Here is a 24330-nt window from a genome sequence, read left to right on the forward strand (position 1 = left end):
CCCTGTTCAGACGGTGTAGGTGCCGGGTCGGTAGCGGTCCAGGTTGGCCGGATCCAGGAACCACTCGATGGTGTGCTTGAGCCCGCTCTGCAGCGTGTGCCGGGGCTGCCAGCCGGTGCGCCGCCGGAGCTTCGCGGCGTCACAGATGAGGCGCATCACCTCCGAGTTGACCGGCCGGTGCCGGGCCGACTCGGAGCGGAACGTGACCTCGCGGCCCATCAGCCCGGCGATCTCGTCGGCCAGCCTGCCCATCGAGATCTCCTGACCGGTGCCCGCGTTGAACAGCTCGCCCACGACCTCCTGCGCGGGCGCCGTGCCCACCGCGACGAACGCGGCGGCGGTGTCCTTCACGAAGGTGAAGTCCCGGGTCGGGTCCAGCGCCCCCACGGAGACGACCTTGGCGCCCGCCGCGATCTGGCTGGTCACGGTCGGGATGAAGGCCCGCGCGGACTGCCGCGGCCCGAACGTGTTGAAGGGTCGCAGCGTCACCACCGGCAGCTCGAAGCTGAGGTGATAGCTCTCCACCAGCTTGTCGGCGGCGACCTTCGAGGCCGCGTACGGGGACTGTGCCTGCAGCGGGTGGTCCTCGCTGATCGGGACCGTCCGGGCCGTCCCGTAGGTCTCGCTGGTGGACGTGTGCACGAGCCGCGAGGTGCCCAGCCTGCGCACGGCCTCGAGCACGTTGAGGGTGCCGAGGGCGTTCGTCTCGACGTAGGAGTGCGGCGCCTGATAGGAGTACGGGATCGCGATCAGGGCGGCCAGGTGATAGACCACCTCGGCCTGACCGATCAGGTCATGGGTCGATGCCGGGTCGCGAACGTCGCCGAGGACGACCTCCACGTGGTCCAGGACGTCGGGCGGGAGCGTGTCGAGCCAGCCCCAGGTGCCGAACGAGTTGTACTGCGCCATCGCGCGCACGCGATGACCTCGCTCCACGAGCAGTTCGACGAGGTGAGAGCCGATGAAGCCCTCGGCCCCCGTGACCGCGACCAGGCTTTCCATGTGACACCTTTCGTTCGGGTGAGGGATCCACTGAATTAGGGATCCGTCGCTTACGGACCTATCGATGGGACGTCGCCCTGCCGAGGACGACGAACGCGTACGTCAGAAGAGCGACGAGCAGCCCGCAGGCCACCACGAACTGGACGACCCATGGGTTCGCGGCGTGAGAGGCCACGGTCTCGGCGGCCAGGGCGCTCGCGCAGCCGGCCAGCACGGCCCGGATCCGGCCGCAGGACTGCAGGAGCAGCGCCACGAAGAAGGCGCCGCCCAACCCGAGGTAGCCACCGGCCGTCCAGGTCGTCGTGGCCGGGCCGGCCGAATCCCGGAGGAGGTCTCCGTTCAGTCCGGCCAGTCCCGCGATGGCGACCGCGAGAGCCGTCAGCACGACCAGGTAGGCGGCGACCGCGGCCGCCAGCGTGGCGCGTGCGGCCAGCGCGAAACCCCGCACACTGCTGTGGCCGAGCAGGGTCCGGTGCATGCGCCGGCGGTAGGAGACGAGGATCCACTCGGCGAAGCCCATGGACAGCGACAGCGCGAGCACGGCCACGCTGGTCGCGGCAGTCGGCTCCGACCGGCCCAGCAGGGTCGACACCGTCGGGAAGGTGAGCATGCCGCCGGAGAGGAGCCCGAACAGCGCGTACGGCAGCGCCATCGCGGCGTCGCTCCGGTCCACGCGGCCACCGGCGGTGTCGCCGCCGGCCGAGCCGGGGCCGGCGGTGCGGGCGACCGCGAGGCAAACGGTCGCCGTGATGGTGACGGCCCAGGCGATCCAGAGGACCGGCCGGACCGGCCCGCCGGCGGCCAGCTGCACCGTACTCGCGACGGCACCGGGCAGCAGCGCCAGGAGCAGCCACGGTTCGGCCCCGATGACCAGCGCCACCGTGGCCGCCAGTAGGTAGACGCACTGCCCGACGGCGAGCGCCGTCGCGGCTCCGCCCGCGTCGAGAAGGACTGCCGTCGCCACGATGACCGGCACCGCGACGACTCCGGTCGCCGTCAGGCCGTGTCTCATCACGCGCGCTGCGGCCGGCCGGTCGCCCCGGCCCATCCGGACGTAGGCGAGGTAGGCCACCCCCTGGCTCGCCGACCACGACAGCAGGAGCGACAGCATGAGCACGACGCTGCCGCCGGGTCTGGTCAGCGCCGGAGTGGCCGTGGCGTAGCAGAGACCGGGCAGGCCGAAGAGCATGCCCCGGAGCAGCTGCCGCCAGACCTCGCCGCTCCACGGGTTCGGCAGCGCCTCCGGCGTCGCCGGCCGGCGCTCGGTTCGTTCGTAGAGGTCCTCGGCGAGCGCGAAGACGTGCGGGTAGCCGTACTGCCCGGCTCCCTCGTCGTTGAGCCCGTCCGCCTCCAGCCCGGCGGCCACCTCGAAGGGGTCGACCGCTCCCGCGCACAGTTCCTCCATGCGCCGCGTCAGCGCTTCCAGCGAGTCGCCGGCGTCAGGGTCTCCGGGCGCCGGCAGCCCGCGCAGGGCACCCGGCGGCATCGCGGCCGTCACGCCGACCTCGCCGTGGTGGCCGCGACCCCCGGGCCGATGGTCAGCGTCGGGGTGCCGATGACGGGCGTGGTGGCGGTGACCGGCTCGGTCGCGGTGACCGGCGGCTCGCCCCGCGCCAGGTCGGCGTAGATCGACCGGAACGAGCCCACGGCCTGGTCGACGGTGAAGTACTCCAGCGCCCGTTCGCGGGCGGCGGCACCGAGCCGGTGCCGCGTGACCTCGTCGCGCAGCAGCCGCACACAGGCCCGCGCCATCGCCTCGGGATCCCGGGGCGGGACGACGGCACCGGTGTCGCCGACCGCCTCCCGTACGCCTCCCACGTCGGTGGCCACCGTCGCGCGGCCGCAGGTCATCGCCTCGATCAGCGTGTACGGGAAGCCTTCCGAGATGCTGGACAGCACCACGACCGTGCCGGCCACGTAGGCGTCCCGGATGTCGTCGACCCTGCCCTCGAACGCCACGTGCTCGGCGACCCCGAGCTCGGCGGCGAGGGCCTCGCACCGCTCGCGATAGCGCTCCCCGCCCTTCGGCGTGCCGCCGAACAGGCGCAGCCGTACGCCGGGGAGCTCCGTATGGACCCGCGCGAAGGCCCGGATCAGCGTCTCGAGGTCCTTGATGGGGTCGACTCGTCCCGCCCAGCTGATCGTGGGAACGGCGGGTTCGGCGCCGGCCGCCGGGAAGTCGCCCGGATCGACGCCGTTGTAGACGGTCTGGATGCGGTCGGGGCGCGCCCCGCAGCGCACCTCCCACCGCTGGTTGTAACGGTTCCCGGGGGTCACCAGGTCGGCGGCCCGGTAGCCGGCCCCGCTCAGCAGCCGCAGGAAGCCGAGGACCAGAGCCTTGACCGGCCAGGGATAGGGCGACTTTCCGTACCCCAGATAGCGCTCCCGCAGGTAGATGCCGTGCTCGGTCAGGCACAGCGGCGTTCCGTACGTCCACTTGGCGGCCAGCCCGGGCAGCACGGCCACCCCGTTGGAGACCGCGTGGGTGACGTCCGCACGTGGGACCGGAGCCGACAGCGGGCGCAAGGAGTGCTCCAGCAGGTCCACCGCGGTCAGCGCGTCGTGCACGGTGGGCCGGACGCCCATCCGGGCGAAGTCCGCACGGCGGGCGGACCACGCCTCGACCAGCCATCGCACCGGTCCCTCCCCGCCGAGCGCCGCCCGCAGGTCGTTCGTCCGGGCGAACTCGAGCAGCGAGTGCAGCACGCTTGGGAAGGCCTCGGCCGCCGCGTCGGACGGGTCGAGGATCAGGTCCAGCATCGTGCGGTAGAGCAGCTCGAACCGCCGGGCGGCACCGGCCCGCGGGGGACGGCCGCCCGCCCGCGGGCCCCAGAGCGGCACGGACTCCGCGGTCACGTGCCCGGGCAGCTCCCAGGCCAGGGGCTCCGCGCCGGTGCCGGTGATGGCCACGACGTTGAAGGAGTGCTCCGGCATGCCGCGTACGAGCTGATCGCACCAGACGCTCACGCCGCCGTAGGCGTGCGGATAGGTACCCTCCGTGACCAGCGTGATGTTCATCCCCGATCCTTCCGATCCCCGTGACCGTGCCGCCGCTGTCGAAACCGCCGATGTCCGAACGGCCCGGTCAGCCCATGGCCCCGGCCGGAAGATCGAGCAGGACGCTCGTGCCGGTGTAGGCGGACCGCTCACCCGCGTACTGGACTCCGTACGCCGGGCCGCCGAGCAGGCAGCCGAGCAGCCCGCTGCAGTCGCGGGTCCCCTCGGGCACGGTGATCGGAACCGCCACACCGCTCGGCCGCTGGACGGTGACCTCCCCGCTCTTCACGTAGGCCGTGACGTTGTTCATCGCGTTGCGCCAGGTGACCTGCCGCTCGAGCTCCGCGCCGAGGGCGGACATCCGTGGGTTCACGAGTGTCGCGTTGCCGGCGAAGGCGGCCCGGTAGTCGGCCAGGATCCGGTCCAGCATCGGGTAGAGGATGCGGTCCTCGGTCAGGTTGGACTGGTGCACATAGTGCGGCCGAGGGTCGTTGGTGACGATGTGCGACAGGGTGATCCGGGCGTCGACCGGCACGATGTGGCTGTCATAGCCGGTGGTCTGGTCGAGTGGCTGGATGCAGGTCACCGTTGCGGGGTTGTCCTCGCAGATGCCGCTGCCCCCGTCGGCCCGGCTGGTGTAGATCCAGTTGTACTCGTCGGCCATTTCCTGCTTGGTGGCGGTGTTGAAGTAGACGCTCATCGGGTGGCGCGGCACGGTCAGCGCGTTGCCCACCGGGCGCTGCGCCTTGCCCCGCGAGGCGTCGCTGGCGGTCCACTTCACCCCGGTCTCGTTCAGCGCGGGCCCGAGGCCCGGGTTGTCGTCCGGCTGCTGCGGAAGGATCTTCAGACCGGAGTGCTCACCCGTCACCAGTTCGTCGGCCCCGAGGCTGAGCCCCTTGCCGCGGCCCCAGCTGAGGTTCTTGGTGATCTGGTCCTTGATCTCGGTCTTGCTGACGTACTGCACGTTGCCGGCCGCGTCGGTCTCGCAGCGCCACGGCACGACCGAGGTGTCCTGCTTGCACCCGAGGTAGGGGTGCTCGTAGGTGTGGTTGACCCAGCGGAACCTGGCCCTGTTCGAGACCATCGAGGTGGTCAGCGGGTCCGAGCCGTTCTGCGCGACGGCCTCGTCGCTGCCCGCTCCGTTGTAGACCATGTCGAGGGTGAAGCCGTTCTGGTTCTGCCAGTTCACCGCCTGGGTGACATCGGCCGAGGTCATGCGGATGTCCGGCGTCGTCACGCCGGCGGGGCAGTCCTCGCCCGGGGTGCAGTTGTGCTGGGTGCTCCACCTGGAGTCGGGCAGGAAGATGTCGTCGACGTGCACCGCGAAGTAGTTGCGGTTGTGGCCGAGGTGGACGCCCTTGGTCAGCCACGAGACGATCCCATGCGCGATGGTGCGGAACTGCCACTGGTTGAAGTTGTAGGCGAAGGTCAGCACCATCTCGCTGCGGCCGTCGTGGGTGTAGACACCGGCGAGGGTGCCGGTCTGTCCCTGGGCCGTCGCCGTGAGGTACGGCTCGAACCTGGTGCCCTGGGCGGCGTTGTCCGGCAGGGGGCTCGCCAGGTAGGCATAGCTCTCCGGGACGGTCGGGGAGTTGTCGTCGAAGCGGACGGGACCCTTGAGGTAGCGGAACGGGCCGGAGATCCCGGTGGCCGAGAGGGCGGCCGTGGTGCCGTCGAGGGCGCCGGCGAACCCGGGCGCGTTCATGCCCACGGCCGCATTCGGGTAGACGTAGGCGTCGACCTGCCGGATGCCGAACCTCTTCTCGAAGTCGGCGAGTGCCGTCATCTCCGCCGCCTCGGTGAACGGATCGGCGTTCGGCAACACGACCGCCTGGTACTTCGCCCGGGGCGCCCCGCTGACCGTGTCCTCGAGGAAGGCTTTGTTGATCACGGGACGGTTCGCGTCATTGAGGTCGACCGTCCGATGCGGCACGCCCTCGGCTTGGAGTTGCTCCTCGATCGCGGAAACCGAGGAGCCGCCGTCGCTGACGACGAGCACCTTGAGATCGATGCGCGGGTCCGCGGCGTGCGCGGCCCCCGCGGGGAACAAAAGCACCGACGATGTCATCGCCGCGACGGAAAGGACTCCGATCGCAAGGCGGTTCTTGAGTCTCACCAACGCCTCCCAGTAGGTGAAGGCCGGGACGGCGAAGATCGAAATATCGATCGAACCGGACGCAGCCGTTATCGCTTCATCGCTTGTTGAACGTGCAACGAGAGCATGCGACACGGCTTATGTATTTAGCAAATTGATCTGGGTCCCATTTTTTGAATAGGACCGGTCCTAGGACCGCCGTTACAAAACAATGTTGGCCGGACGATGCCATGATTCATTCATGTGTTCGAGCGGCGGATTGAAGATCATTCCATCGCTGAATGGCATTGTCGCGACTGTCCGAACCGAGTCGCTTGTAGATGCTGTGCACGTGGTTCTTCACGGTCTTCTCGGAAATGATCAGGCGATCGGCGATAGCGCGATTGCTCAGTCCACCGCTGATCAGCTCCATGATCTCGATCTCCCGCGGGGTGAGCCCCAGGCGTGGCCGCGGGTCCATGGAGGCGTTGCCGTGCAGCCACGTGACCAGGAAGGTGGCCACCGTGGAGGAGAGGAAGGATTGGCCATATGCCGTCGCCAGGACCATTGTGGCGACCTCCTGCGGCTCGAAATGACCGTGCAGAATGCAGCTGTGCGCCCCCGCGGCCAATGCGCGTAATAGCACAGACTGCTCGTCCGCGGATGTCAGCAGGGCGATCCGTGCCCCGCCGCCATGCCGTGCGAGTGCGCGAATCTTGCCGGGATTGGGTGGAGACGCGCTCACCAGGATCACGTCCACGCCGTGTGTGAGAAGCGCGCCGGCCACCGGGCCGCCGTTCGACGCGTCGCCGACCACCTCGATCTCGGGGTGATCGCCCAGCAGTGAGCGGAGCCCGAGTTCCATGACCGGATTCTCATCGACGATGAACACTCTGACCATCCGGATCAGCCAACTCCTCCGCCAACGAACCTCGGGTCGGGTGACCTTGATCACCCGGCACGTCCGTGAATGCTCACGGTGCGCCGGATGAAGAGACGTGTTTATGCGCCCTCGAGTTGGCAGCGATGGCGGTGAATACTTCCCGTCGGGCGTGACGGTCGGGCGGCCGGCCGGAAGGCGTTATAATCCCACCCACCTAACCACCTAAATCCTGATAAATCCCCTGTCAGATCCGGGTCACGGCGGTCAGTTGCTCCCTTCCGTCCCCGCTGCGATGCCCTATTCTCCGGAGCGCGAAAAACGGTGTGACCTTCTCATTCATCGGTGTGAGAGCCACATTGACGGTGTTCCGCTTGCCGAGCCCTGCCCCGATCGACGATCCGATGGCTCATGCCCACTCTGAGCATCCCTCCGGTCACACAGGGACAGAGTCCGGTGTGGCTTGCCACATGCGGTCATTTTCGTCAGCCCGGCCTCGCGTTCGCGGAACTCGAAGCACAAGGCGACTGAAAGAACGGATCTTGTCGGTTGTTTCTGCCACGATGCCACGCATGCCACCGACGACACCGGGAGAGCGGCGGGTGTGGGTTCCGGCCGGAGACGGATACGAACTGAGCCTCGAGGACTCGGAGCTGACGTGTCGTGACGATCAAGGCGGGATCTGTGCGCCGGTCCCCCGGCGCGTGCTGGAGACCAGGACCTACCCCTGTACTGCGCCAAAACTCGTCGCGATGGGCTGAGCTGGGGATTCGCAAACGTTCTATGCCGCTCGGTGATACTCGTTGATCACACCGCCGAGCACTTTCCGCCGATGGATCGGCGCGTCCAACGGCGTGACCACCGACTTGTCGGAGTCAGGTGGTCGCTGCCGGCGGGACTGGTTAGGCCTATGGCGGTTGTAATGGTCGGTGTACTCGCCGAGCACCGACCGCAGGTGCCGTGTCGTGCGTCGGCAGATCCTCCGGGAACGAGACATACCGGGCGACGCGAACATCGATCTGTTGGACACCATCGTCCGCTGGAGCCTGAACCGCGGCGATCACGTCTTGCTCGAGGGCATCCTGGCCTCTTCTCGGTACGGGCACATGCTGGAAGCGTTGATCGGGGCCGGGGACGGCCTACAAACGGCCTACTCAAGCGTCCCCGGCCCCTGTCCTTGGTCGGCCCGCGGTCATGGAGAACCACGGGCCGCAGTCACTCCGTACGAGTGCGGCCGCTGCGGCGTTGGCCGAAACCAACGATGAGGTCGATGGCCAGGAAGGCGAGCAGGGTGACGCCGAAGACCGGCAGCGCCCAGCCGAGCGCCACAAGAAGCGGGATGCCGAGGAACAGGAACGGTCGCGGCAGTGTGCGCCAGGTGCCGCGGGCCGGCGGTTTGCCGAGCAGGCCTCGCCGGTCATCGCGGGTGGGGCGGCGCTGCCACCACATCCGGTAGCCGAAGAAGATCAGCGTGAGCAGGCCGATGGCGATGGCGGCGAGCAGAAGCTGGTTGGCCAGGCCGAACAGCAGGCCCATGTGGGCCTGAATGCCCAGTGCGCTGAGCTTGGCCAGCACCGGGTATTCGGCCCAGTCGGCGCGGTCGGTGATCTGTCCGCTGGCCGGGTCGATCGCGACCTGGTCGCGCCGTACCGGCCACAGGTTGTCTTCCTGGACGACGCTCCACGCGTGGCCGGCCTCCTCGGGTGGGGTGATCTTGACGGGTCCTGCCAGCCCGGCGACGCGCGCTGTGTTCAGCACTCGATCGGTATGGGCCGGGTCCGTGGCCGGGGTCGCAGTGCTCCCGCCGCCGTGGTGGGCGTTTCCGCCGCTGGCCGGGGCGGCCGCGAGCGCGGTGTTCACCTCGGGCGCCTGCCCGCGAACCGCGTCCAGCAGCGCCTGGAAATTCCCTCCGGCGTGGTTGGACCAGGTCAGCCCGGTCGCACTGAGGAACAACAACCCGGTGGCGAGCCAAAGCCCGGTGACGGCATGCCGGCCCCGGACACGACGTACCCCGCGGGCGGAACGGATGGGGAGCAGTGCCCGCCACGCGGATGCGTCGCCACGGTAGTGGCGGCGGCGACCCAACCACAACACCAGCCCACCGGTCACGATCACCCACAGCCAGCTGGCGGCCAGTTCCGAATACAACCGGCCCACCTCGCCCAGGTGCAGGTTGCGATGCAGGTCATCGAACCAGGTCATCAACGGTGTCTCGTCGAACCAGGTGGTGAGCACCCCCTTCACCCGTCCGGTGTAGGGGTCGACGAACACGGTGCGTTCCTTTTCGCCCAGCCCCGGCACAGACAGCACCACCCGGGTGGTGGCGTCGGCCTTATCCGGCGGGATCACCGAGGCCAGCGTCCCTTCCGGGTGGGCGGTGGGCGTCACCGGACTCCAATGCGCTGATCACCCGGTCGTGCTCGAGCACGGTGACTGATCCGTCGGCGACATCACTGTTCCGCCGTGACTCCGTGGTGATGGCCGGAGGCGTACTCCTCGTACCGCCACAGCATCACGATCAGCATCCCGGGCAGCATCAGCAGGTGTTGGATCAGCATGCCGGACCCTCGGCCTACCAGCCCCGCGGCAACCAGCCCGGCGGCGAGCAGGGTGGGAAACAGCATCGAGGCCGCCATCTCGAGGTTCCTTGCCGGCGGATGTCCACGCCAGGTCATCCAGAGCACCATCGGCACCGTCATGTTGATGCCCATGAGCACGACGCGGAACCAGTCGGCCTGGTCTCCGAAGCTGGTGCCGACGGCGGCGAACACCAGAGCGGTCAGCCCGCTGAACACCCCCATCCCGGCGAACATCACGACGACCATCTCGAGGTAGTGCAGTGCGAATCGCCGCCGGCTGCGGGCCGAGGTGTGGTGCGACGTGGTCATGTGGCCTCCCGTAGTCCGATCCGACGGTGTACGCGTTGGAGGAAGCGCGGTGCCCACCAGCTGTACTGGCCGGTGACCCGCATGGCGGCTGGCACGAGCACGGCCCGGACCAGCGTCGCGTCGATGAGAATCGCGAGACCGCTCCCGAGTCCGAACATCTGGATGAACGTCACGCCACTGGTCGTGAACGCGAAGAAGTTGACGGCCAGCAGGGCCGCGGCGGTGGTCACGATCCGGCCGGTCCCGGACAGACCCCGGGTGACGGACGTCGCCAGGTCTGCCCCTGCCTCGTGCTCTTCGATGATCCGACTGACGACGAACACCTCGTAGTCCATCGAGAGGCCGAAGGTGATGCACACGAGCAGGACCAGCATCGCGATGTCGAGGGGTCTCGCCGTGTGGCCGAGGACGTCGTCGAACCAGCCGTGCTGGAAGACGAGCACCATCAGGCCGAGCGTCGCCGACAGGCTGACCGCATTGAGCAGCAGCGCTCGCAGCGGTTGGACGACGGTGCCTGTGAACAAGAACAGCAGGGCGAAGGTCAGCACGGCGACCAGACCGAGCGCGGCGGGCAGCCGGCTGCCGACCGCTGCCTTGCTGTCCGCCAACTCGGCAGCCGGACCTCCGACGTACGACGTGGTGCCGGTCGGTGGCGCGATGGCCCGCACCTCACGCACGAGGTCCTGACCGTCCGACGTCTCCGCACCGAGCGAGGTCCCGACCACGAGTCGCTCGGCTCCCTCGTGCTCGGGATCGGTCGGCGCCGGGCCTGTCGCGGCGCGCCCGTCGGCGTAGGAGCCCGCGGTCGATCGGACCTGGGTCACGCCGTCGAGCCGGGAGAGCTTGCGGGCGTAGTCGGAGACCGCGGACTTGTCCGGTGTGCCCATGAGCACGACCTGCATGGCCGCAGCGTCGTTGCCGGGGAAGTCGTCGCGCAGCACGTCACCGACCGCGCGGGCATCGGCGGACACACGGAGCACCCGGTCGTCGGGAGTCGCGAAGTGACTGCCGAGCAGCGGTGATGCCGCGAGGACGAGCACGGCGAGAACCGGCGCGGCGGTGAGCGCGGGACGCCGCAACACGGTCGCGGCGACCCGGCCCCAGAACGTGGACTCCGCGGAGGTCGGCCGCAGCGACGGGATGCGGCCGCGCTCGATCCGTCGTCCGAGCACGACCAGTGCGGCGGGGAGCACGACGACGGCCGCGAGCATGGCGGCGAGCACGACCCCGATGCCGGCGTACGCGAAGGAACGCAGGAAGTAGAGCGGGAAGAGCAACAGCACGGTCAGCGCGGTCGCGACGGTCAGAGCGCTGAACGCGACCGTGCGGCCGGCGGTGGCGAGGCAGCGGCGTACGGCGTCCGCCGGCTCGAGGCCCGAGCCCAGCCCTTCTCGGTAGCGGCTGACGATCAGCATCGCGTAGTCGACCGCGAGGCCGAGTCCCAACGCCGTGGTGAGGTTGATGGCGAAGATCGAGACCTGCGTGAGCGATCCGAGCACGGCGAGCTCGGCGAACGTCGCGAAGACAGCGAGCACACCGATCATGAGCGGCAGCAGGGCCGCGACCAGGCTGCGGAACGCCACCAGCAGCAACAGGAGGATCAGCGGTACCGCGATCGACTCGGCCACGGCCAGGTCCTTGCCCACCTGGTCGGTGATGTCGAGGCTCACGGCCTCAGGGCCGCCGATGGTCACCGTGACCGGACCACGCCTGCCCGCGTAGTGGTCCCGCAGTTCGGGGACCACGTCATCGCCTGCCACCGTGTCGGCGAGCACCAGGGCGTAGCGGCCATCCGCCGACCGCAGCGCCGGGGAGCTCGTGTCGAACCACGAGGTCACCCGGACGAGCTCGGAGTCGCGGGTGAGCTCCCGCGTCAGCTCTCGACCGCTGGCTGACACGGCCGGGTCCGACACCGTGTTCGGGCCGGCGTCGATGAGGAAGACCAGATCGGCCGTGCCGCCCGGCCAGTCGTCGAGCATCTCCTCGACACGCGTGGAGTCGGCCGAGGGATCGGCGAACCCCCCGGTCTGGAGCTTTCCGAAGGCCGACACCCCCAGCCCGGCGGTCGCGGCGAGGAACAGCAGCGCGAGGACGAGGATGGCGCGCGGACGACGTATCACCAGGTTCGCGAGGCGAGTGAACACGGCAACCTCCCGGGCATCAGTACTCAGCGAACGACCTCGTTCATTGGGTCTGCTCCGTCGACATCGGACGGGCGAAGGGACGGCATCTCCGTAGGAGCGATGAGCGGACCACTCAGCTGCAGGTGAGCGATGCGCCAGCCGTCGGACGTCACCCGGCAGACAGCGACCAGCCGGAACGATCCGCTGGCGTCGTGACCGCGGGCAGTCGTCACCTGCCGCTGGACCGCGTCCACTACCGCGGTGTCGCCGTAGGACCGCACCCGCGGATCGAGGATCTCGAGCTCGTGGTTGCGAAGGTCTCCCTGGTGTCATCCCGCCCATTGCGTCGCGTCGAGGACGAAGCCGGCCGCCCCGACCCCATGAAGTCCTCGGTCAGCAGCGTTCGGTACGCGTCGACATCGCCGGCCGGCTCGGCCGCTGACCAGCGATCGATCAGCTGAAGCACGTCGTCAGGAGATGTCACGGCATCTCCTCCCTGTGGTTGATGAGGTTGCGCGGCCTCCCGACCCTGACACCCGCATGGCCGGAGGGGCCACGTCCGTCGGGTGACACGTCCGCTTTGCTGCGAATCCTGTCCGGATCAGCCGCGACCGAGCCGGGTGGGCGCGCGTAACCTGACACCCGTGAGGTCTCGAACCGTCGTCGTGGCGGCCTACGACAGGGCAGAGCTGGCCGACATCGCCTGCGTGACGAGCGCCTTCGGGCTTGCCGGACGATTCCGGGCGGCCGAGCCGTACGACGTCGTGGTGACGAGTCCGACCGGCGCAGACCTCTGCTGCTCCACCGGGTTGGTCCTCCGTGCGCAGGCCGCGATCTCGGAGGTCGAGCAGTGCGACACCCTCATCGTCGCCGGCGGTGACGGACACACCGAGGCGGCTGAGGACCAGTTGCTGCTCCGGCACGTGCAACGGCTCGCGAGGGGAGCCCGCAGGGTGGCGTCGGTGTGCACCGGTGCGACGGTCCTGGCGTCGGCGGGGCTGCTCGACGGTCACCGGGCCACGACGCACTGGTTCTACGCCGACCAACTCGCCCAGCGGTATCCCACGGTCCGGGTCGACGCCGGTCCGGTCTACATCCGCGAGGGCCGGATCTCTACCTCCGGCGGCGTCATCGCCTCTCTCGATCTCACGTTGGCGTTCATCGAGGAAGACCACGGCGCCGAGGTCGCCCGCTGGGTCGCGATGGGGATGGTCACCTACCTGCAGCGGTCGGGAGGCCAGGACCAGCTCAGCGTGTTCACGACCGCCACCCGGCCGAACGACACCGCACTGAGGGAGGTCATCGACTACGTGCTATCCAAACCGGACGGTGACCTGCGGGTCCCAGCCCTCGCCGACCGGGTTCACCTCAGTCCACGGCAGCTGTCCCGGATCTTCCACGAGCAGCTGGGCGAGACACCGGCCGCAGCGGTCCGCCGGATCCGCATCGAGCTGGCAGCCCGGCTCCTGACGACGACAGATCGGTCTGTCGCCGACATCGCGCGGCACTGCGGGTTCGGCACCACCGAGTCGCTGCGACGCGCCTTCCAGGCACGGTACGGCGCCAGCCCTCATGCCTACCGCGACGGACAACGGACCCATGACGCTCGACGCTTCCTGGAGCGTTGACCGGAGTCGGCTGTCCGGACATGTCTCCCACAATTCCGGCCACGGGCGCCGCTGCGTCTTGCCTGCTGTTGGTGGCCGGTCGCTACGAGCGCGAGCTGCGCGCTGCCGTGCACGTGGCTCGCCGAGAACCTTCCGTTCAAGCAGCCGTATTTCTCCAACAGAGAGATCCCGCCTGGCTGAGAGATGGTGTCGGCGTGGTCGGGCGAGACGTCAAGGTGTATCGGCCTGCGAATCGCCGGCCCGCGTGAGCCGTGTCGGCTACACCGAGCCCGTCGCCTGCTGAGCGGCTCGGGCCAGGAACAGGGTCTGTTCGCGTTCATTGCGGGTCAGGGCGGCAGCGCGTTGAAACTCCCGGCCGGCCTCGTCGTGGCGCCCCAGCCTCGCCAGCAGATCGCCCCGGACGACGGGAAGTTGCGGGTAGTCGCGCAGGGCGCGGTCGTCGCGCAGGGCGTCCACTATCTCCAGCCCTCGTGCCGGGCCCTCAGCCATGGCCACCGCGACCGCGCGGTTGAGTTCCACGACCGGGGACGGGACGACGTGGGCCAGCACGCGGTAGAGGGCGGCGATGCGTTCCCAGTCGGTGTCGTCGGCTGACACAGCGCGGGCATGGCAGGCGGCGATGGCGGCCTGCAGCCCATAGGGGCCGAGGGTGCCCAGAGCTTCCGCGCGCTCCAGGGCCTGCAGGCCGCGCCGGATGAGCAGGCGGTCCCACAGGGAGCGGTCCTGGTCGAGCAGCAGCACAGGTTGCCCTCCCGGACCGGTCCGGGAGGGTATCCGGGACCCCTGGATCTCCATCAGCGCGGCCAGGCCGTGGACCTCCGCCTGGTCGGGCATGAGCCCCGCCAGGACGCGGCCGAGCCGTAGCGCTTCCTCGCACAGGGACGGGCGTACCCAGTCGCCCCCGCTCGTGGCCGAATACCCCTCGTTGAAGATCAGGTAGATGACCTCCAAGACGGAGGCCAGCCGGGCGGGCAGTTCGTCCGGCGGGGGCAGTTCGATGGGCACCTTCTTCTGGGCCAGGGTGCGCTTGGCGCGGGAAATCCGCTGGCCCGCTGTCGACTCGGGCACCAAGAAGGCCCGGGCGATCTCCTGAGTGGTCAGCCCACCCAGCAGCCGCAGGGTCAGGGCGAGACGGCCCTCAACGGGCAGCACGGGATGGCAGGCCACGAACAGCAGCCGCAGCACGTCGTCGCCGATGGGATCGTCCAGGTCCTGGTCCACCTCGTCCTGGGCCTCCTGGTGACGCAGTTCCTGGTGCCGTCCCACCTCCTCCAGCTTGCGGACGTACCGGGCGTTGCGGCGTACCAGGTCGAGGGCCCGGTGTTTCGCGGTGAGCATCAGCCAGCCGCCCGGGTTGTTCGGCACGCCGTCCCGGGGCCACTGCTCCAGGGCCAGCAGCAGGGCGTCCTGGGCCAGTTCCTCGGCCAGGCCGACGTCGTTCACCATCCGGGCCAGCGCGGCGACGATCCGGGCGGATTCCATCCGCCAGACCGCCTCGACCACCCGAGAAGGATCGCTATCACTCATGGGCGCCGATCCAACCACGCCGAATCCCCGGTCGGAACCCGCCGGCCGGGGATCGGGACGAGATCGGATCAGGCGGGAGCGGCGAAATCCTCAGGGCCGAAGACGCGGAGAACGTCCGCCTCCCCCTCCCAACCCGCCCAGTGGTCTTGGTGCAGCCGCAGGAAGCGAGCAGACCATTCGACGGCTTCTTCCTTGGAGCGCACCTGGTACAGGGCGTAGCTGATGAGCTCCTTCGACTCGGTGAACGGGCCGTCGGTGACACCGACCCGCCCTCCGGCCAGCGACACGCGAACCCCCTCGGCGCTGGGGGCCAGGCCGGCGGTGTCCAGCAGGACGCCGGATCTGGTGGCCTCCTCCCCCAGCTTGGTGATGGCCTCCATCAGTTCGGGCGAGGGCGGGGAGTCAGGCTGCTTGGTGACCCTGAGAGTGATCAGATAACGCATCGTCTTCTCCTTGTTCATGTGAACCGCGTTCATGTGAACCGCCGGCTCCGAAGGCGGCCCGCGCGAGGGTGAGTGAGTTTAGGCGCGCCGGTACAGGTGCGCGGACACGGCCGTCAGCCACGCCCAGGCGACCAGGACGCCGGCGGTGAAGGTCAGGTTGGCCCAGACGGCACCGGCCCCCACGACCATGGCGGCGAACGAGACGGCGAACACCGCCCCGCTGGCCCGCGAGTAGGCGGCCCAGCCGGTGCCGGAGAACCGGCGGGCGACCACGAAGCAGGCGGCGATCAGGCAGGCGAAGCCGACCCCGCCGGCCACCAGGTGCAGCGTCCCATGCCAACTGACCGTACCGAGCCCGTCGGGGGTACCGGCTGGGAACCCCATCGTCGGATCGGCGCGGAAGGCCGCGGCGGCCAGCAGGCTCGCCCCGAACACGCCCACCAGCCGGGGAGCCCACGTGGCGCCCGGCCCACCGGCCAGGGCACGCCGCAACCCGACCGCGGCCGCCAGCGTGGCCAGCCCGGCGATGACGAGGTTGGCGATGTGGATCCAGCCCAGGTGCCCGTTGGCCAGCAGGCTCCACGAATGGCGGGTGAAGTCGAACCCCTCGCGGGTCAGCCCCTGCACCACCGAGACGGTCACGTACATCGGCCCGGCCAGGACACCGTAGCCCAGCAGGGAACGGGTCACGCTGGCCGGCCGGTCACAGGTGGCGCGGCCCGTCGTGGCGGTAGATGCTGTCGTCGCGGTCATGACCTTGCTCCTCGGCGGTCGTGGGCCGGGTCCCGTCCCGGCCTCATGACCACACCTCGAACAAGCCCCCGCGGTTTCGACAAACCCCCCCGGATTTTCTCAAGATTTTTCCAGCCACACCCACGCCCCCGTGACCAGGCCAGATCCACGACCACAGCGTGGTTCTGTGTGTGTTCGGCTGTGTGGGGATGGTGACCGGTGCCGGTTGGGTCGTGTGGCGGCCCGATCGGCGTATCAGCGCAGACCCACATCATTGCGAGCTGCTTTGAAGGCGCGGGCGGGGCTCGGGAAGGCTCCCCAGGGGTACTCGTGGGGGGTCTTGCCCGTCTGGGAGAGGCGTTGGCGGGCCCGTTCGAAGTCGTCGGCGAAGTAGAAGGCGGCGCCGAAGAGGTGGTGTGCCTCCAGGGTGCGCGGATGCTCGGCCCTCTCTGTCAGACTGCTGTGAGGCATGGGACGTATGAGTCCTTTTGATGTGAAGCAGGGCGAGACAGGACGATTGCGACAGTGACGATGACCCTCGCCGACCAGGCCGCCATGACGGGGCAGGATGGTCGGGTGACCGATGAGCAGCCGGGCCGGCCCAAGCGGCGGACGTTCACCAAGGCCTACAAGGTGCGGATCCTTGCGGCCTTCGACGCTCTGCCCGAGGAGCCGATCGAGAGCGCGTCGGGAATGTTGGTCGAACCGCCACCGTCCGGCTGCAAGGTCTCCGTCGTGACACCCTGGGTGAGCGAGCTCTCTGCTCGCCGAAGCGCCGAGGGCGAGCCGTGGCTGTGCACATCAATGAAGCCGGGGGCCACGACGAGCCCGTTGGCGTCGATCACGGTTTCCGCGCTGCTACGCGAGAGGTCGCCGACCCGGGTGATGTAGCCGTCATCGATTCCGACGTCGGCGACATAGCCAGGCGCGCCCGAGCCGTCGATCACCGTACCCGACCGGAGAATGATGTCGAGCCCGGGGTCGTCCACGTGGCCTTTGACGCTGGCGTCTGCCGGGCCTCCTGAGGTCAATGCGGTGGTGAGGACCAGCACCGGCAGGACGAGTACCGCCGCACACTGCGCCTGTATGCGACCATTCGACTAGTCATTGTGATGGTCCTCATCCGTCAGGTTCGTCCAGAAGGCGGCCTGGCTCATCAAGGTCCACTCGCGTTCGGCGTCGCCGCGGGAGAACGGGTTCGTCGCGAACGCCACGTAGCGGCTCCCGACGGTCGTCTCCCCGCGGGCGATCACCGGTGCACCCGCCGCGTCCTGCTGCCGGTTCCGCCACAGGCCGGCGACGAACATGTCGGTGGTGTTGCCCAGGTAGCGGCCATCAATCGTGGCGCCGTTAGGCAGCGAGGTGAAGTAAGTGACGTTCGTCGGCAGGTAGAGGTAGTCCTGCGTCGGGTAGCCGCCGGTGAGCGGGCTGGCCGCTTCGCTCTTGGCCCACCGCGCTATGCCGCCGCCGGCGGACTGGCTGGCCTGCGTGATGCGTCCGTCGACCAGCGCCGGCTGCGCGTCACCGAGGAACGCGAAGTTGTTCGCCGACTGGCTGGTGGCGATGTACCCGCCGCCCCGTGCGAAGAACGCTTGGAGCCGGGCCCGCGCGGTGGCGTTCTGCGCCGACGGGTAGTTCTGCCCGGCGTTGTAGACGACGTCCACGTCCCGGAGTGGGTCGGTCGGTGCGTTCTGCAGCGAGTTCGCGCCGGCGACCGCTGAGACGAACGCCGCGTCCTCGCCGAAGATCCGCTGTAGCGCCCAGAGCGTGTCGTTCACGGCCGGCTGTGCGCTGTCGACGAGCACGCCGATCCGTGGGGCACGCGTCACCTTGGTCCCGGCCGGCGGCGTGCCTCGGCCGCGCTCGACGTAGAAGCCGGCCTTCTTGCTCGCAGCACGTAGCGCGGCGACCGTCTTCGTGTCGTCGGGGAAGACCAGCGAGCCGGCCGGCATCCGTCCGGCGCTCGCGGTGTCGAACGGCGCCTCGGTCAGCGTCCCCGTCACGCCGGCGCGCAGCAGGTCGAGCACCGCGCGGGTCTCGTTGGGACCGCGCAGCAGCACGGCGTACCAGTCGGCAGGGCCGCTTCGCACGCCACCGGACAGCTGGTTCATCGAGGTGACCGGCCGGGTGGTGGGGTGGAACATCGCATCGCCACGCGGGACTTTCACGACGTCCGCACCCCAGATGTGTCCTGGGCTCCATGCGCCCGGTGGCGCGTACAGCCTGGTGATCCGGTCGGAGATGTCCTGGCCCGCGTCGAGGACGGTGAATGCGAGACCGCGGAAGGCTTGCTTCATGGACACGACGTACGAGCCCTTGCCGTATTTCTTGCCGTCCCAGCTGAACGCCCGCGTGGCGGCCCGGACCTCGACGCCGTTGTCGAGGAGCCATTTGGCCAGCCGACTGGCCTCGGCGTCGCTGCGTTGGCCGCTGCCGAACGGGATCACGTACGCCTCTGGGTATTCGACCATCCAGTTGTGCTGGGCCTCGGTGAAGCCACGCGCCGCGACGAGCGGGTCGTCGCAGCAGTTCAGGCGCTCCGCGCCGGTGACGCCGCGACGGAATATCTCGAGCTGGTCGTGCAGGATGGCGTTGCGGTTCGTGAGCCAGAACCTGGCGGAGGAGTAGAACGCCACGTACTGCATCCGCTTGGAGCCGAACCGGCCGTCGCACCCGGGTCCGCTGTCGCACATCTCGACGGTCTGGATGTCGACCGCCCACGTGGAGGCGTGCCCCGCCGTGTAGAACGGTCCCCAGTCGTCCCAGCCCTCCGCGTACGCCGGGCCTGTCGGCGGAGGGTTCGGCTGGGCGTTGGCGTTCCAGTCGTTCACCTGGCGGATGAAGTCCATGCCGATTGCGCCGAGGTCCGTCTCGTTGGCGTCGACGCGCCGCTGGTTCCAGCCGACGAGCAGGTCGTACTCGTAGCCGGGGTTGTGCGGCATGGTCATCGACTGGATCATGTTGGTGTATCCGTGCATGGTGAGCCCGACCGGAGGCAGCCACCGCAGCATGTCCGTGATGCTCGCGCGTACCTCTGGCTGGCCCTGCACCAGCAGGTCCCTGTTCATGTCGAAGCCGTTGGCGTTGGCCCGCGTGTTCGCCGCGCGACCGTCCGGGTTCACGGTGGGGTGCACGACGAGGAACGCGTGGTCGAGGATCTCGTCCACCTCGTGGTTGCTGCCATACGGTGTGGTCACCAGGTCGCGGATGACCTGCATGCTCGCGTCGAGACCTTCCTCCTCGTTCCCGTGGATGTTGGCCTCGACGAAGATTGGGAGCTTGACGTCAGGTCCCCATTCGTCGAGCAGTGCCTGGGCACGCGCCGGGTCGCTTCGCATTAGGGAATGCAGCTTCTCCCAGCGTTGGTAGTCGCGCCGTTGCTGTGGCGTCTCGCGCGCGTTGATGACGACGCTGTACAGGTCGCTGCCGCGGACGGACCGCCCGATGACCGAGTACGACATCCGGCTTGGGATTCCTGCGGCCCTTGCTTCCTGCTGGAAATCGTCCAGGGTGCACTTGACGGCCTCGCCCGGCATCAGCGCGAGTGGAGGACTCTGCTGGTTCGCGATGCCGGACCCTGGAGCAGGTGGCTCACACCACTCCTCGCCATAAGTGGGGCCGAGACCAGGCGAGATGGGGTTACCGTCCCACGGGGATGCGGCCTGGCCGTTCACGCTGGCTGGAAGCGCAATCACTGAGATTATGAGTGCGACTATCACAACGAGCGACGTCCGCATGTTCACCAAGGTTCGGAATCGTCGTGGCATGGAAGAAACCCCTCGACTCGGGGCCTGGTGGGCTGTACCAGGCTGCGCGGTCCCCGCTGAGCACCCGAAAGCGCCTGGTCGCTCATTGTGATCAGGTGGGGTCAGTATTAACGATCATGAAGGCGCAGTCAAGGCTTTGTTGCGTTTACCTGGTGCGATGGCGAAGCGTTTATCATTACTGTGTCGCTGGAAATCATCCGTTCCCGCTCGTCAATTGTTTGGGTGGTCAGACCCAGATTCGCGAGTAGTGCGGTGTGAAGAGCTCCGGGTCTGATGGAGGCTCGATTCCCTGAGAGGATCGAGTTGTAGCACGTCCGTCTTACCCTCCTGAGCTTCGTGAGCGTGCGGTTCGCATGGTCGCGGAGGTCCGTGTGAACTATCCGACCGAGTGGGCTGCGATGAAGGCGGTCGCTGTGAAGCTGGGTATTGGCGCGGCTGAGACGGTGCGGTCGTGGGTCCGCCGAGCGGAGATCGATGCGGGTGCGCGGCCAGGGACGACGAGCGAGGACGCGGCGGAGATCAAAGGGCTGCGGGCCGAGGTTGCGGAGCTGCGGCGGGCGAATGAGATCTTGAAGGCGGCTTCGGCTTTCTTCGGGGCCGAGCTCGACCGGCCGTCCAGGCGCTGGCCTGGCTAAGAGGTCCTAACAGAAAGGTCAGCGGGTGAGGCGGCGGCGAGGGTGAGGAAGGCTTCGTGGATGTCGTCGCGGATCTCCCAGCGGATGCGCTGGCGGCGGAACGAGTGCAGGAGCGCGATCGTGCGTTCGACGACGTAGCGGTGCACTCCCAGGCCGGAGCCGTGTGGTGTGCCGCGGCGGCCGATCAGGGGTTTGATGCCCTTGGCCCAGACCAGTCGCCGGTACTTGTCGTGGTAGCCACGGTCGGCGAGCAGGCGGTCGGGCCGCCGGCGGGGCCGCCCCACCCGTCCGCGCACCGGCGGGACCGCATCCAACGCCTGCGGGTGCCGAAAACCCCGTCCACTACCGTGACCTGCGCTTCTCTGCCCTGACACCGAAGACAGGGGGCTGTTCTGAGCACGTTCAAATAAGTAGCCTCGACGCTCGAACGCGTTCAGTTTGACCTTTAGAACCGACCAGGGTTTGGGCGAATGCCCAGGCCACACGGTGCGGATGAATTTTTGGCACCCACAGCACCGAGGGGTGACGTTTGGTGCCGCTCCGCGCCGCCCCGAGTTATTAAAACGATTTAATAGCCCCACGTCTCAGCCTGTACGACGTCCGCGCGGTTGTCAATGGCCAGTCGAAGGGCATCCACGGTTGACCCATTGAGGTCACCGGTGCCGTTCAAAGACTCGACCGGGCTTTGACCTGCAGCTTCCCTGCCGGAGAGTGCTGCGCCTGGATTCCCGAGGGAGCCTCTCGCGGTGGCTGCCGACTCGCGACACCGTCCTTGCTTGTTCCCGGCCGGAATCAGTCCAACACCGCCGCGTTGGTTCATGGCTACATGGGATATCTCGGCGACGACCGGGTGTCCGCGTTGCCTCGCAAAGCGACCCCTCCATGAGTTCGCGCACGTCGGAACGGTTCGGGCGGTTGAACGTGATGATTCGGAGATCGACTCGAAACCCTTGGCGACTCTTGACATCTGGCGCGATCCGCGCCTAGCGTCTCGGTCGGCCCAATCATCAAAACGATTCAATTTGCCCCCACCTCTGCGGCTGGCCCGTTGCACCTTGCCCCAACCGGAACAGCCCGCGCACCGCCCAGTCCGACATTTACGAGCCCATCGGCGACCCGTACATGCCGACCTTCACCGGCAACACACCCGTCGAGTTTCGCCGGGCGCTCGGCACCGCGCGTGACTTCGTCGAGCGACCCGGCCATGAGCTGGAGATCGTCATGATCAATGCCTGGAACGAATGGACTGAGGGCAACTACCGCGAGCCCGATGTCGAGTACGGCATGGCCTACCTCGACGCGCTGCGAGCGGTCAGCAAGGCACCGCGGTGAGCGCCTACAGGGTCACCATCCGCACGCTGGTCTGGAATGCGGCGGTCGCACTCGGGCTACTCCTTTCCGTGTGCGCCATCCCCTTGGCGGCCCACGCAGAGGTCGCTGACAAGGCGACGACCAGCAGGAAGGCGACGGTCGTCAATGGCGACTCCCACGGCGCGACGATCCGCTTCGACGTCGACGGTAACGCCATCGATGCGCACGACGGTGAGATCCAGCGGTTCGGTAACCACTACTACCTCTATGGCACCAGCTACGGCTGTGGCTTCGCGTGGCAGACACCAGACGCGCCATTCTGCGGCTTCCGGTCCTATGACTCCACCGACCTCGTCCACTGGCGCGACAACGGACCGCTCTTCGATGCCGACACCGCGTACTGGCAGCGCAGGTGCGACGGCGCTACCTATGGGTGCTTCCGGCCGCACGTTTTGCGCAACTCCGCCACCGGTCGTTACGTGCTGTGGGTCAACACGTACGACGTCGGCGTCGGCTACCACGTGTTCACGAGCGACTCACCGAGCGGGCCGTTCGTCGAGGAGCCCACGCCCCGGCTCGCCGTCAACGCCGACATCCCGCCAGGGGTCAACAACGGCGACGTCGACCTCTTCCGCGACCACGATGGGACCGGCTACATCGCGTTCACGGACTGGCGACAGGGCGGTGATGTCGTAGTGGAGCGGCTCCGCGATGACTACCTCAGCGGGACCGGCGACCACGTCAGACTCGGGCTGCGCGCCGTCGAGGCGCCGTCGATGTTCGAGCGGAATGGCATCTACTACCTCACCGTGTCCGACCCGAACTGCGGCTACTGCACGACAGGTACGTCGTACCTGACCGCACCTTCGCCACTCGGACCGTGGACCGGCGCGCCGGCCACGGATCCTTACTGGTCGGTGGCGGACGGGCAACTGCTCGTAAAGGGCGGCGGCGTCGGGCTGAGCCGCGACGGCGCGAGCTGGACCGACTACACGTTGCAAGCGCAGGTGACCCCACTGCAGACCGGAGGCGGCGGAACATATGCACAGGCCGGATGGGTGTTCCGTGCTAAGGGCCCGGGTGACGGCTATGCGTGGTTGCTCGGCAACTACCCGCATCAGGGAGCTGAGGGCGGCAACCTGACCAAGGTCGTCTTCCGCGGTGGTGGTGTGGCCAGCGCGACGGTGGTGAAGACGCCGATGCCGATCGTCGGCGGCCGGACCTATGCGGTGCGAACCGAGGTATCGGGCACCCGGATCCGTACCTGGGTGGATGGTGTCCTTATCGACGAGACGACCGACCAGTCGCACACCGCCGGCCGGATCGGATTTCGGGAGAGCGGCGGCGCAGACGGGGAAACCGCCAGGTTCGACGACATACGGGTCACCGCGCCCGACGGCACAGTGCTGCTCGCCGATGACTTCTCTGGTGACCTGTCCCGCTGGGACCGCCAACCCGAGCGCAAAGGCATCCGGATCAGCAACGACTCCTGCCAGGGCCAGCCGGCGGACGTGGCTAAGCTGCCGGCCCGCGGCGGCCCGGTCTACCTCTACCAAAGCGATGTGTGGAACCACGGTGCCAGCAACGAGGCCCTCGCCCTGCACCACTGGGAGCCGCTGCGGTTCCGTGCCGACGGCAGCATAGAACCGCTACGGTGCGGAACGAGTTACGATCTTCCGCTGGCCGGTGTGCATGACGGAACCCCGGCGCCCGATCCTGAGCTGGATGCGACAACGGGTGACCTCGGCTTCCGCCCCCACTGCGATCTGAGCGGGCCCTACCAGCGAGCGCAGACGTTTACCGCGGGGCGGTCGGGGGTCCTCGACGAGGTCCGATTCACGGCGTTCCGTATCGGGCGGCCGCCCGGGCCGCTGGACCTCACGCTGACGAGATTGGGGCCGGACGGCCGCCTTGGTCCCGCCCTCGTGACCCGGGCACTGAACACCGATCACGTCAGCTGGTCACCGGCCGAGGTCAGCGTCCACGCGGGCGTCCAAGTCAACGCGGGCGACCGGTTCGCGCTCGTGGCCAGATCATCTTCTGCCGCTGGCGGATGCTTCGGTATCGCCTACAGCGACGGGGACCCTTACGACGGCGGCGGCGCGCTGTACAGCGCCGACGGCGGCACAACCTGGCGCTCAGAGCAGGGCCGGGACCTGCGCGTATCCACCTACATTGACTCGGGCCGCACCTCGGACAGACCGTGACTCGCCGGTCGGCCACAGGCCGGACGGTGATGTTGGAGAGCCGCTGTGTCACAACCGTGATTCGTGACGTTGCGTGATGTCGGCGTACACGTGAACGTGCCTCGTAACGTCACGCA

At 68.4% G+C, this 24330-nt stretch carries 19 protein-coding genes and 2 pseudogenes; 5 read left to right on the forward strand and 16 right to left on the reverse strand.

What is annotated here, in order from left to right; genetic code table 11:
* Positions 1-6: 6 nt before the first annotated feature.
* The 9 genes from HKK74_RS17555 to HKK74_RS41910 form a co-directional block, all read right to left on the reverse strand.
* The gene (locus HKK74_RS17555) at positions 7-1002 is read right to left on the reverse strand and encodes a GDP-mannose 4,6-dehydratase (RefSeq protein WP_187244308.1); all 996 of its coding nucleotides are present in this window, start codon (positions 1000-1002) and stop codon (positions 7-9) included.
* 58 nt (positions 1003-1060) lie between these two features.
* Entirely contained in the window at positions 1061-2500 is a 1440-nt protein-coding gene (locus HKK74_RS17560) for a hypothetical protein (protein WP_187244309.1), read from the reverse strand.
* A complete protein-coding gene (pelF, locus tag HKK74_RS17565; protein ID WP_187244310.1) occupies positions 2497-4020 on the reverse strand; it encodes a GT4 family glycosyltransferase PelF in 1524 nt (507 codons plus the stop codon). The genes HKK74_RS17560 and pelF overlap by 4 nt, the downstream gene beginning before the upstream one ends.
* Before the next feature lie 67 nt (positions 4021-4087).
* A complete protein-coding gene (locus tag HKK74_RS17570) occupies positions 4088-6115 on the reverse strand; it encodes a hypothetical protein (RefSeq protein ID WP_222722391.1) in 2028 nt (675 codons plus the stop codon).
* A 214-nt stretch (positions 6116-6329) separates the two neighbouring features.
* On the reverse strand, positions 6330-7028 hold the full coding sequence (locus HKK74_RS41465; protein ID WP_187244311.1) for a LuxR C-terminal-related transcriptional regulator: 699 nt from the start codon (positions 7026-7028) through the stop codon (positions 6330-6332).
* Positions 7029-8168: 1140 nt separating this feature from the next.
* On the reverse strand, positions 8169-9341 hold the full coding sequence (locus HKK74_RS17580) for a PepSY-associated TM helix domain-containing protein (protein WP_187244312.1): 1173 nt from the start codon (positions 9339-9341) through the stop codon (positions 8169-8171).
* 62 nt (positions 9342-9403) lie between these two features.
* Positions 9404-9841 (reverse strand): hypothetical protein, encoded by a 438-nt coding sequence (locus HKK74_RS17585; RefSeq protein WP_187244313.1) that lies wholly within the window; start codon positions 9839-9841, stop codon positions 9404-9406.
* A complete protein-coding gene (locus HKK74_RS17590) occupies positions 9838-11985 on the reverse strand; it encodes an MMPL family transporter (RefSeq protein ID WP_187244314.1) in 2148 nt (715 codons plus the stop codon). Before HKK74_RS17590 ends, HKK74_RS17585 begins: the two co-directional genes overlap by 4 nt.
* Before the next feature lie 23 nt (positions 11986-12008).
* A complete protein-coding gene (locus HKK74_RS41910) occupies positions 12009-12245 on the reverse strand; it encodes a nuclear transport factor 2 family protein (protein ID WP_187244315.1) in 237 nt (78 codons plus the stop codon).
* Between HKK74_RS41910 and HKK74_RS41470 the strand changes: the two genes are divergently transcribed.
* Positions 12177-12425 carry a hypothetical protein gene (locus HKK74_RS41470; protein WP_187244435.1) on the forward strand — a complete coding sequence of 83 codons (249 nt, stop codon included), beginning with the start codon at positions 12177-12179 and terminating at the stop codon, positions 12423-12425. The genes HKK74_RS41910 and HKK74_RS41470 overlap by 69 nt on opposite strands.
* A 183-nt stretch (positions 12426-12608) precedes the next feature.
* A complete protein-coding gene (locus HKK74_RS17605; protein WP_187244316.1) occupies positions 12609-13592 on the forward strand; it encodes a GlxA family transcriptional regulator in 984 nt (327 codons plus the stop codon).
* A 258-nt stretch (positions 13593-13850) separates the two neighbouring features.
* Here the strand turns inward: HKK74_RS17605 and HKK74_RS17610 are convergent, their stop codons facing one another.
* The 6 genes from HKK74_RS17610 to HKK74_RS17635 form a co-directional block, all read right to left on the reverse strand.
* Positions 13851-15119 carry an RNA polymerase sigma factor gene (locus tag HKK74_RS17610; RefSeq protein WP_187244317.1) on the reverse strand — a complete coding sequence of 423 codons (1269 nt, stop codon included), beginning with the start codon at positions 15117-15119 and terminating at the stop codon, positions 13851-13853.
* A 68-nt stretch (positions 15120-15187) separates the two neighbouring features.
* Positions 15188-15595: a YciI family protein gene (locus HKK74_RS17615; protein ID WP_246491672.1), complete on the reverse strand. Its 408-nt coding sequence runs from the start codon at positions 15593-15595 to the stop codon at positions 15188-15190.
* A gap of 45 nt (positions 15596-15640) precedes the next feature.
* Complete coding sequence (locus HKK74_RS17620) at positions 15641-16315, reverse strand: DUF998 domain-containing protein (RefSeq protein ID WP_187244318.1); 675 nt, start codon at positions 16313-16315, stop codon at positions 15641-15643.
* 234 nt (positions 16316-16549) lie between these two features.
* Complete coding sequence (locus HKK74_RS17625; protein ID WP_187244319.1) at positions 16550-16765, reverse strand: hypothetical protein; 216 nt, start codon at positions 16763-16765, stop codon at positions 16550-16552.
* Between the two features lie 155 nt (positions 16766-16920).
* Positions 16921-17346: a hypothetical protein gene (locus tag HKK74_RS17630; RefSeq protein WP_187244320.1), complete on the reverse strand. Its 426-nt coding sequence runs from the start codon at positions 17344-17346 to the stop codon at positions 16921-16923.
* Positions 17347-17394: 48 nt separating this feature from the next.
* Positions 17395-19830 carry a M14 family zinc carboxypeptidase gene (locus HKK74_RS17635; protein WP_187244321.1) on the reverse strand — a complete coding sequence of 812 codons (2436 nt, stop codon included), beginning with the start codon at positions 19828-19830 and terminating at the stop codon, positions 17395-17397.
* A gap of 584 nt (positions 19831-20414) precedes the next feature.
* On the opposite strand from HKK74_RS17635, the pseudogene HKK74_RS17640 reads away from it, so the two are divergent.
* Positions 20415-20686 (forward strand): annotated as a pseudogene (locus tag HKK74_RS17640) (IS3-like element IS987 family transposase); the annotation flags it as partial.
* Positions 20687-20692: 6 nt separating this feature from the next.
* Here the strand turns inward: HKK74_RS17640 and HKK74_RS17645 are convergent.
* Positions 20693-21010 (reverse strand): annotated as a pseudogene (locus HKK74_RS17645) (IS5/IS1182 family transposase); the annotation flags it as partial.
* 808 nt (positions 21011-21818) lie between these two features.
* On the opposite strand from HKK74_RS17645, the gene HKK74_RS17650 reads away from it, so the two are divergent.
* Positions 21819-22028, forward strand: coding sequence for a glycoside hydrolase family 99-like domain-containing protein (locus tag HKK74_RS17650; protein ID WP_187244323.1), 210 nt, complete (start codon positions 21819-21821; stop codon positions 22026-22028).
* Entirely contained in the window at positions 22025-24214 is a 2190-nt protein-coding gene (locus HKK74_RS17655; protein ID WP_222722392.1) for a family 43 glycosylhydrolase, read from the forward strand. The genes HKK74_RS17650 and HKK74_RS17655 overlap by 4 nt, the downstream gene beginning before the upstream one ends.
* The last annotated feature ends 116 nt before the right edge of the window (positions 24215-24330 follow it).

This window comes from Actinomadura alba (assembly GCF_014323705.1).
Classification (GTDB): Bacteria; Actinomycetota; Actinomycetes; order Streptosporangiales; family Streptosporangiaceae; genus Actinomadura_C; species Actinomadura_C alba.

Excerpts from the sequence above, each read along its gene's own strand:
- HKK74_RS17555 (WP_187244308.1), bottom strand. The coding sequence starts at position 1,002 with ATGGAAAGCCTGGTCGCGGTCACGGGGGCCGAGGGCTTCATCGGCTCT.
- pelF (WP_187244310.1), bottom strand. The coding sequence starts at position 4,020 with ATGAACATCACGCTGGTCACGGAGGGTACCTATCCGCACGCCTACGGC.
- HKK74_RS17585 (WP_187244313.1), bottom strand. The coding sequence starts at position 9,841 with ATGACCACGTCGCACCACACCTCGGCCCGCAGCCGGCGGCGATTCGCA.
- HKK74_RS17610 (WP_187244317.1), bottom strand. The coding sequence starts at position 15,119 with ATGAGTGATAGCGATCCTTCTCGGGTGGTCGAGGCGGTCTGGCGGATG.
- HKK74_RS17615 (WP_246491672.1), bottom strand. The coding sequence starts at position 15,595 with ATGAACGCGGTTCACATGAACAAGGAGAAGACGATGCGTTATCTGATC.
- HKK74_RS17620 (WP_187244318.1), bottom strand. The coding sequence starts at position 16,315 with ATGACCGCGACGACAGCATCTACCGCCACGACGGGCCGCGCCACCTGT.
- HKK74_RS17625 (WP_187244319.1), bottom strand. The coding sequence starts at position 16,765 with ATGCCTCACAGCAGTCTGACAGAGAGGGCCGAGCATCCGCGCACCCTG.
- HKK74_RS17635 (WP_187244321.1), bottom strand. The coding sequence starts at position 19,830 with ATGCCGGGCGAGGCCGTCAAGTGCACCCTGGACGATTTCCAGCAGGAA.
- HKK74_RS17650 (WP_187244323.1), top strand. The coding sequence starts at position 21,819 with ATGCCGACCTTCACCGGCAACACACCCGTCGAGTTTCGCCGGGCGCTC.